Below are 7,625 nucleotides of genomic sequence, written 5' to 3'. Positions count from 1 at the left end.
ATGGTGTAGCTCAACACAGCGTCGGCGGAATACCTCATACTCTTTGGGTAAATATTTTGCTTTCATACAAGCAAAATACAAATATTACAGACCAGTACCCACCTCTATAATCCCATCTCCATGTCCTTCATTATGAAATCCCGACCGGCCCGTACCCTGTCAAGCCAGGAAAAAGCTGGTCTTGTTGCACGTGTATCACTACTGTGCTGGGACGTAGCTCATCCGCAGTTGAGTAGCATCAGAAACTGGCCAGCGACGTGGCGTCTTTTGCCCGGCTGGCCACGGACCTTAACTGGCCGAGGGTAAAACCATTGTGGTGACGGACCGGTCGAGCCAAATTATGTGGGTGAGCCATACCTTCAGCCGCCTGACGGGGTACGAGTCCTGCGAAATGTTGGGTAAAACGCCGGTGCTATTGCAGGGGCCGCTCACCAGCACAACCACGCGGGCATTGATTCGTGGGCGGCTGGCCCGCTGCGAAGCCGTTACGGTTACGCTCCAGAATTATCGGAAGGATCAAACGCCTTACTGGTGCCAAATAACTATTGATCCGCTGTCAGACCAACGGGGTGAATGCACGCACTTTATGGCCACTGAGGAGGAATGTCCTGACTTATCTCATTGAGCAGCTACGAACCAGTCAACTACCCACAGCGGCATAGGGATGTCTCAATCTTCCGAAGCCGAGCCCACTAAAAGTAGTGATTATTTCAACACAATTTTGCAAGCGTCACTTGCAAAATCTGTAATCGCTAACCTCCTTGTTTTAGGCCAATTGAGTTATTTCGAATGAAAAAAAGTAACTAACTGCCGGTTGACCTCTTGCTGGTCGAACGCCTTGTCATCATGAACTTCACCAAGCCACTCCAACATCTCCTGATGTTCTGGATGTCGCTCGTCGTTCACAATGTGTAGCATTTCGTAGAAACCAGGAATACCGCCACAGTCTTCGGGTGGGCAATTTAACTTGCCGCCTGTACAGATGGGGTACGTTATAGCTGAATCACTAGCGAGCCATTTCTCTACCATAAGAGTATGATCCCAACTGTCGCCAAAATCGTAGGTGTAATCAACCTTTTGGTTACTGTCAGTCAGGACGCTTTCAAGTGTAACCGTCGCTTCATCGATCAACTCTTCGCCAAAGTCGGCATCGAATTCATCCAGTGGCTGGCCAATTCGTATGCCTTGCACCGTAAATTCGTGAAGATGTGAGTTGGCCCATCCCATCACAATCTGAATAATCTCATGTAGCCCTTCGAATGTGATTGTCTTCTCCACTAGCACCCGTCGCCAGATTGCTGGCTTTGTACCACGCAGGGTAATTTTGAGTTGAATGATGTTGTCCATTAGAGTTAGGTTACAAACAAGGTAGATGTAGTTCTGGCGCGTTGAAGAGCTCGGCCAACACAATTGTGAAATTAATGGGCAATAGCTGTGCAATTTGTGCAAAACCTCCATCTCCTGAGCAAATAGCCGATAGGCCAGACTTGTCTTATCTAATCACTTTTCCTACCAACCGTTTGACCTGTTCTATTGCCTCAGTATAGGTTGGCACAACAGCATCTTGAGCGTAGGACATCCCATGAACAAAGGTATCATACTCCCTGGGGTACAAAGGGTCGTCTTCCAGAATCCCCAACATCTGGTCGAACTTCTCAAATAAGGTTAGCCCGCCAAGCCCATCGGCCCGGTGAGCATCCCGCTCGATGGTGAGCTTGACCAATCGGGCAAAGTTTGGGCTGGCCAGAGCCTGATTCCCCAGTTTCGCCAAGTCGTGGAGGTGTCGGACCACATCTGGTTGTTGGTCGTCAACACCCCGTACCCGTGACGGAATTCGCCAGGCGATGGCACTAAGTTTATCGGCCGCATTTTCGACCGGGTCAATGCAGGTGATCTGAGTTACTTCGGGTGCCTGACGAGCTATGTCGTTGACAAACGAAGACACGGGTAACAACATACCCGGTAGCAACAGATCGGACAAGGTAAACTCAAGCTTGATATGAGGCCGTAACGGTTCCGATGGGCCGAATACAGTTGGGTAAGCCAGATAAATCATAATATGGCGATTTCCGTCGCGACCATCAACGTGCAGCACCTCGAAGGCCTGCCCCAGCAAATCGACCAAATAGTGTTTGAAGTCGGATAGAGATTTGCGGGTCTTGGAAGCACTTTCCCCTTTGAGAGTGGGCGAAACGATGCGGAAATCGATGTCTTCCGAAAAGCGTTCGATGAGCTTGTGCGCCTTCGAGAGCGATGTGCCGCCGGTAAAGACGAGAGTAAAGTCGGCGTGAGAATTTTGAACCAGTAAGCCAATGGCATGGGTAACATACCAGTCTTTCTCGACGAATGCTTCCTGGATACCCATAGACAAAGCCACTTCTTCAAGCACGTCTCGGCCAGGTGCAAACGGAGACAACTCAGCTTGATTAATGGACATGCTCATAACGTATGTACGCACCTTTGTAGCCAATCTTTCGGCTAACCCGGCTTTTGACGCCGATCAGGCGACCGGTGGGAACCTGCATCGAGCGGCCTTCCTGGTAGGCCACATCGGCTGTGGTAGGAGCGATTTTCACCTTCAGCCGCTTCATGGCTTCTTTGCCCAGGTTAGGTAGCGTGGAGATAGGAACCATCTCGCCCGTTAGGGTTGATACCTTGGTTTTGGCATAAAGTCCATAGCCGATGCGGACGACCTTGCCTTTAGTCGCCAGCTTTCTCAGGACGCGGCCTACCTGATCGTACTCACCCAGATCTTTGAAGTCGTCACGCAGGAAGACGTTTGCTTTCTTACGACTTATTCGCTTAGATACTTTACTTTCTAAAGTCAGCTCTTTTTGCATTGTCTGATAGCATGTTACGAAACAAACATACGACACATATATAGTGCAAACATACGACATTTTGTCTAAGTTCATACCCAGCCACGTATGGATCGAATCATCCTTTCGCTAACTTACTTATCCTTTGACCTATTCATAAAGCTATGACCCCCGTAGCCCTCTTTGTCCGCGTCTCCACGAAAGAGCAAGATTATGCCCGGCAGGTGGCTGACCTGACGGCTCATACCGAGCGGCAAGGCTATGAAATTGTCCACATTATTCACGAGACCGGCAGCGCAACCAAGCGTAGCAATGTGGACCGACCAGAACTCGACAAATTGTTAGACTTGTGTCGTAGGAAACTCATCCGCAAGGTACTAGTCACGGAATTCTCCCGATTGGGCCGACGGCGTAGTGAAACTCCGGCTCTTATGGAGGCCATTACTCAAGCAGGTGTGTCCATCTATGCTCACAATTTAGGGTTGGAGACGCTCCTGGCTAATGGGAAGCGGAACCCGGTGGCCAGCATTGTCATCGCCGTGATGATCGAGCCGGGTGGATTTCTATGGTCTATGCAAGGGAAAGGGAATAAAATTTGTCATATTTTTCTCCTCGCTTCACCACTGCATACACTCGATGAATCAACTTGTTGCGAACCGCATTAATCACCGACATCTTACTCTTGCCTTCGCCCACCTTGCGTTGATAGTAATCCCGCAGTTCACCTTTGACCCGAATGGCTGATATAGCGCCCAAATGAAACAAGCTCTTGAGACGTTTGCGGGCGTGCTGGCTAACGCCAGGGCGACTTCGAATACTGGTGCCGGATTTGTATTCAAAAGGAGCGACTCCAGCATGACAAGCCATCTGTTTGGGGTCAGTAATTGTCTTTAATTCATTAGTGGCTATGACTACCTCAGTGGCGGTAGCTACGCCAACACCTGGGACAGAGGTAATTAGACTAAAAAGCTCTTTGAGTTGGCAGTCTCCCTCGATGAGTTTGTCAATCGCTTTGTCGATTGCTTTACGATCCTTTTCCAAAGCCGCCAGAGAGGCTTTACAGCTTTTCAGTAGCTGTTTTTGTAAAGTAGAGTTGACAAAGCTTTGTTGTTCTGTCAAAGGATTGGCTAACTGATTGTAAACCTGAATTAATCGTTGGCGAGCGGCACTTAGGAAAGCTAATTGTTGAATAACAGGGCGAGGAGGTTGCCATAACCGCATTCGATCCCGGAACCGAAAAGCGTACTCAGCAATTCGTTGTGCATCAATGGTGTCAGTTTTACCGCGTTGTAGACCGCCTGCTCTCTTGATCTGTAAACTGCCTTCTAACCAAATAGGTAATTTGAGTCGATACAGGAAATCCAACAGATGTGCGTTGTACAGTCCCGTGTGTTCCATGCAAAAGATCACCTGTTTGTTATTCCAGTCAGGTAAGCCTTTTAACAAACGAAGTACAGTTTTAATACCCGCTACTGAATTAGCTGAATGGGTCTGCAATACAATACTTTTTCCGTTGAAGACTGCCCAGTCAAGGGTGCCTTTGGCGATGTCAACACCAACGAAGTACTGAAAGTCCATGGTAAATCGTAATTTAGGGTTGAAGATGATTTCCCTTGCCTTGTTGTTCGATACCTTGCTACTGGGCCCCAACGCCCTCATTTCTATGCGAACCTTGGCAAGTAGTAACAGAGCGGGTCCTGAATCCACCCATTGGTCGTTAGCCTGGCCGGTATGCCATAGGGAAGCCCGCTCTGTATTTCTCTCCAGTAAGCTACCTAAATCTTGGAATCTTACCACACCACAAACCTAAAGGCCGGAGCCATCGACGCGATGGAAACTGAACGTCTTTCAGAACGCATTCTGTCGGGGCTGGATCAGGCCCGTCGAAATGGGACACGGCTTGGCAGGCCCCCCGGCACCAAAAAAGCGAAGGAAGAACTCGTGGCTGCTTATCCGGGTGTGGCCAAAGACCTCAAGAATGGATTGAGCATTCGTCAGACAGCCGTGATTCGCAAAGTCTCGACGGACACGGTTCAACGGGTGAAACGAGCCATGGCCAAACCTAATACTACGATCACATTGTCAACCCTAATGGGGAAATAGCCATCTATTTTTCTGTTTGATCTATGGCTAAACGGACTCACGTACATCTGCCCGATTGCTGGATTTTTGATCGGGCCGTCATCAAATGGCAACGCAAGACCTTTGTCATTGTCGGCATTATGGATTTGCGAAGTCGAAAACTACTGGCCTGGGAATTACTTCGTCCCCTGAAACCCAAGCCTACAGCTGCCGTTTTGGAGAAAGCACATCTGATGTATGGCCACCCACCCGCTTTAGTAGTAGGCATTGACAAAGTCTTTAAGAGTCCTGACGTACAGGCTACGTGCAATCAAGCGGAAATCCAACCCGTTGACATTCGGCATGGCAAAGTGTCCATCAGTATTTTTATCCGGAGTGTTTGGCGCAGCTTGGAGTGGGAAGGCCTGAGTTGGCGCGAACTACCCGATGAGCCAACCTTTCGTCAGGTGGTTAACGACTGGATCGTTTTTTACAATAGTGATCGTCCTCATCAGGCCCTGGGCTACGCTGTACCCGATGAAGAGTGGCGCACCGTCAGGTACAAAATAGACCAGTAACTGAGAGCATCAAAAAGTGTGGGGCAATCCGGGTCAAGCTGCCATTGGAACAGCTACGATAGCTGGTGGCCGGAAGCCGGGGAAACGGACTCGGAAACAATCATCCCACTCCTCGTTCAAGACCTTTGTGCGAGCCTGTAGCAGCAGATGCGCTCCTTTTTTGCTCCATTGCATCTGCTGATGCTTCACAAACCGTTTGGCAATCACCTGGTTGACAGTTGACTCCACGAACCCCGTTGAGACCCGTTCGCCATAGCGGTGTCGTTCCGAGTAATCGACGATAGAAGCTGAATTCTGGCGCACATACGTTTCGAAATCACTCAGATAATTCGTCAATACTTTCAGCTTATCGTATTTGCGGACAATTAACTTGTCAGCCCCGTGATTGATCAGAGGCCCATCCAGACCATCAATCTTTTCTAAAGCACGTTCAGCATTGCCATGCCACAGATGCCATTTTATGCTGGTCAGCGTTTCCGAAACTTCCTTTCCACGTAGCTCATCTACTTTACTTAAGCCCAGTGCATACTGATGAAGTACAGTAATTCGCATCGTCAGATGAAACCAGTCCAGAATGTGGGTCGATTCGGGGTTCAAATAAGCGGTCAAAGAGCGAAGCGCCGGCGCGCCATCGGTAAAAAACTCAACCGATTGATTCGCTTGTAGCCCTTGTGATCGGAGTACTTCGAACACCCGCCGTCGAGATTGGGCATCGTAATCCTGCACAAAACCGAAGCACTTCGCCGGTTTTTCGTCAGGAATGCTCTTACCTGTAATGACCTCAAAACAGGCTTTTCTGTGCCAATGGCGAACGTATCCACCATCAATACCTATCACTAAAGGGCGGTCAGGGCGTGGCAGAGCCTCCCGTTCCAATTGAGAACCACCATTGAAGAAGGTCGCTTCGGGAGGCAGTTGTTTTTCTTGCTCTTCGACTACGCTGTGGAGATGGTGTTGGATCGTGGTAGCATTAAGTTTCTCATCGACGGGTAGCACCTCTTTGAGTAAGTCAGCGGGTTTCTGGTAAGGAATCAGGCTTGCCCACTTGGTTTCCAAATACAGCCGCTCCGGGGTTACATGTTGGCCAAGGAGATTGTTGAGGGGGCTAAACGTTTTGGCTGCTGTCTCTTCTGGAGGGTGATAGAAGCGGGGGACATCGACCTTCATATCGCCGAATAAGGTTTTTAACCGGATTGGGTAGGAGCCTTTCTTGCGTAGGCCAACGGGTGTGTGCATCTGAGCATACTGGGCAATTTGCGTAACAATCAACTTTTGCTGGATTGTTTTGAGCAAAGCTTTGGACTCGGCCAGCGTCAGGCCCAGATTTTCTAACGTTAATTCATCTCGGTTAAGCGTGAAGATATCTTCGGTGATTGGCTCCTGCTCGTCCGACAGGTAAGCCACTATTTGCAGTTTGACGTTCATGGTAAAAAGGAGAAGAATCAAAGGAGTGCTTTCACTTTACGGACGGTGTTGATTGACACCTCACACAGTTTAGCGGTTTTTCGCACACTAAGGCCCGCGCGTAGGTTGCGGGTCACCGAACCATACTTTTTAAGAAAAGTCGCTCTCTCTTCCATCGCCCCATCGGGTCGGCCAATTTTCTTGCCTTGCCGACGGGCCTCTTCCATTCCTGATAGAATCCGTTCGCGGTTGCGACTACCAAAGCGGGCCAGATATCAAATAGCCCGCTTCAAGTCAACCGAAAAGGTGCAAACCAGCGTTAAAATAGTCTTTTTTAACAACTAAAATCATACGTTTTCATTTGACTACAGGACAAAGCAAAAGGAACGTTTACACTTGTCTATCAACGTTTTATATTCCTATTTGATATCTGGCCCGCTTTGGTAGTTGCAACCCAAGTACGGCTCTTTTTATGAGCACTTGCCGGTTGTCGAGGCCCGATCGTTAAGTCGTAAACTGGTGTTTCATTTTACGCCTAAACACGGTTCTTGGCTCAACATGGCCGAAATTGAGTTCTCCGCTTTAGCCCGCCAATGCTTAAACCGGCGCATTGGTAGCCTGGACGAATTGGCTCATCAAGTCGAGTTGTGGAGAGAGCATAAAAAAGCCTGGGGTGGAGCAACGATTTTCGTACTTTAGGGTAAGCCTGTTGTCACCCCATGAAAAAGACAAAACGGCCGACACCTGAACCTGTTCCGGCTAA

11 protein-coding genes are annotated in these 7,625 nt (G+C 49.1%); 5 read left to right on the top strand and 6 right to left on the bottom strand.

Going from position 1 to position 7,625, the window contains the following annotated elements:
• Nucleotides 1–313: 313 nt before the first annotated feature.
• Nucleotides 314–625, top strand: a complete 312-nt coding sequence (locus FH603_RS27325) for a PAS domain-containing protein (RefSeq protein ID WP_186742383.1) — start codon at nucleotides 314–316, stop codon at nucleotides 623–625.
• Between the two features lie 155 nt (nucleotides 626–780).
• Here FH603_RS27325 and FH603_RS27320 read toward each other — a convergent pair whose 3' ends face one another.
• The 3 genes from FH603_RS27320 to FH603_RS27310 form a co-directional block, all read right to left on the bottom strand.
• On the bottom strand, nucleotides 781–1,347 hold the full coding sequence (locus FH603_RS27320; protein ID WP_186742381.1) for a plasmid pRiA4b ORF-3 family protein: 567 nt from the start codon (nucleotides 1,345–1,347) through the stop codon (nucleotides 781–783).
• A 145-nt stretch (nucleotides 1,348–1,492) separates the two neighbouring features.
• Nucleotides 1,493–2,437 (bottom strand): nucleotidyl transferase AbiEii/AbiGii toxin family protein, encoded by a 945-nt coding sequence (locus FH603_RS27315; protein ID WP_186742379.1) that lies wholly within the window; start codon nucleotides 2,435–2,437, stop codon nucleotides 1,493–1,495.
• Nucleotides 2,427–2,840, bottom strand: coding sequence for a DUF6088 family protein (locus FH603_RS27310; protein ID WP_186742377.1), 414 nt, complete (start codon nucleotides 2,838–2,840; stop codon nucleotides 2,427–2,429). The genes FH603_RS27315 and FH603_RS27310 overlap by 11 nt, the downstream gene beginning before the upstream one ends.
• A 143-nt stretch (nucleotides 2,841–2,983) precedes the next feature.
• On the opposite strand from FH603_RS27310, the gene FH603_RS29390 reads away from it, so the two are divergent.
• On the top strand, nucleotides 2,984–3,484 hold the full coding sequence (locus tag FH603_RS29390) for a recombinase family protein (protein WP_186742375.1): 501 nt from the start codon (nucleotides 2,984–2,986) through the stop codon (nucleotides 3,482–3,484).
• Here FH603_RS29390 and FH603_RS27300 read toward each other — a convergent pair.
• Nucleotides 3,390–4,397 (bottom strand): IS110 family RNA-guided transposase, encoded by a 1,008-nt coding sequence (locus FH603_RS27300; protein ID WP_186742373.1) that lies wholly within the window; start codon nucleotides 4,395–4,397, stop codon nucleotides 3,390–3,392. The genes FH603_RS29390 and FH603_RS27300 overlap by 95 nt on opposite strands.
• A gap of 204 nt (nucleotides 4,398–4,601) precedes the next feature.
• Here FH603_RS27300 and FH603_RS27295 point away from each other — a divergent pair, with 204 nt between their 5' ends.
• Together FH603_RS27295 and FH603_RS27290 are read left to right on the top strand one after the other, a co-directional pair.
• Complete coding sequence (locus tag FH603_RS27295) at nucleotides 4,602–4,922, top strand: serine integrase family protein (RefSeq protein WP_186742370.1); 321 nt, start codon at nucleotides 4,602–4,604, stop codon at nucleotides 4,920–4,922.
• Between the two features lie 23 nt (nucleotides 4,923–4,945).
• Nucleotides 4,946–5,458, top strand: a complete 513-nt coding sequence (locus tag FH603_RS27290) for an integrase core domain-containing protein (protein ID WP_186742368.1) — start codon at nucleotides 4,946–4,948, stop codon at nucleotides 5,456–5,458.
• 33 nt (nucleotides 5,459–5,491) lie between these two features.
• Here FH603_RS27290 and FH603_RS27285 read toward each other — a convergent pair whose 3' ends face one another.
• Together FH603_RS27285 and FH603_RS27280 are read right to left on the bottom strand one after the other, a co-directional pair.
• A complete protein-coding gene (locus FH603_RS27285) occupies nucleotides 5,492–6,883 on the bottom strand; it encodes an ISKra4 family transposase (RefSeq protein WP_186742366.1) in 1,392 nt (463 codons plus the stop codon).
• Between the two features lie 17 nt (nucleotides 6,884–6,900).
• A complete protein-coding gene (locus FH603_RS27280; protein WP_186742364.1) occupies nucleotides 6,901–7,089 on the bottom strand; it encodes a hypothetical protein in 189 nt (62 codons plus the stop codon).
• A 292-nt stretch (nucleotides 7,090–7,381) separates the two neighbouring features.
• Between FH603_RS27280 and FH603_RS28825 the strand changes: the two genes are divergently transcribed.
• Nucleotides 7,382–7,561 (top strand): transposase, encoded by a 180-nt coding sequence (locus tag FH603_RS28825; RefSeq protein ID WP_394366417.1) that lies wholly within the window; start codon nucleotides 7,382–7,384, stop codon nucleotides 7,559–7,561.
• Nucleotides 7,562–7,625 lie beyond the last annotated feature (64 nt).

The organism is Spirosoma utsteinense, from assembly GCF_014282275.1.
In the GTDB taxonomy this organism is placed as follows: domain Bacteria; phylum Bacteroidota; class Bacteroidia; order Cytophagales; family Spirosomataceae; genus Spirosoma; species Spirosoma utsteinense.
The sequence above is the reverse complement of the archived record's forward strand: the minus strand, read 5'-3'. Positions and strand labels throughout refer to the sequence as shown.

Bases quoted from the DNA above. Each gene is read 5' to 3' on its own strand.
- FH603_RS27320 (WP_186742381.1), bottom strand. From the start codon at position 1,347: ATGGACAACATCATTCAACTCAAAATTACCCTGCGTGGTACAAAGCCA.
- FH603_RS27315 (WP_186742379.1), bottom strand. From the start codon at position 2,437: ATGTCCATTAATCAAGCTGAGTTGTCTCCGTTTGCACCTGGCCGAGAC.
- FH603_RS27310 (WP_186742377.1), bottom strand. From the start codon at position 2,840: ATGCAAAAAGAGCTGACTTTAGAAAGTAAAGTATCTAAGCGAATAAGT.
- FH603_RS29390 (WP_186742375.1), top strand. From the start codon at position 2,984: ATGACCCCCGTAGCCCTCTTTGTCCGCGTCTCCACGAAAGAGCAAGAT.
- FH603_RS27300 (WP_186742373.1), bottom strand. From the start codon at position 4,397: ATGGACTTTCAGTACTTCGTTGGTGTTGACATCGCCAAAGGCACCCTT.
- FH603_RS27290 (WP_186742368.1), top strand. From the start codon at position 4,946: ATGGCTAAACGGACTCACGTACATCTGCCCGATTGCTGGATTTTTGAT.
- FH603_RS27285 (WP_186742366.1), bottom strand. From the start codon at position 6,883: ATGAACGTCAAACTGCAAATAGTGGCTTACCTGTCGGACGAGCAGGAG.
- FH603_RS27280 (WP_186742364.1), bottom strand. From the start codon at position 7,089: ATGGAAGAGGCCCGTCGGCAAGGCAAGAAAATTGGCCGACCCGATGGG.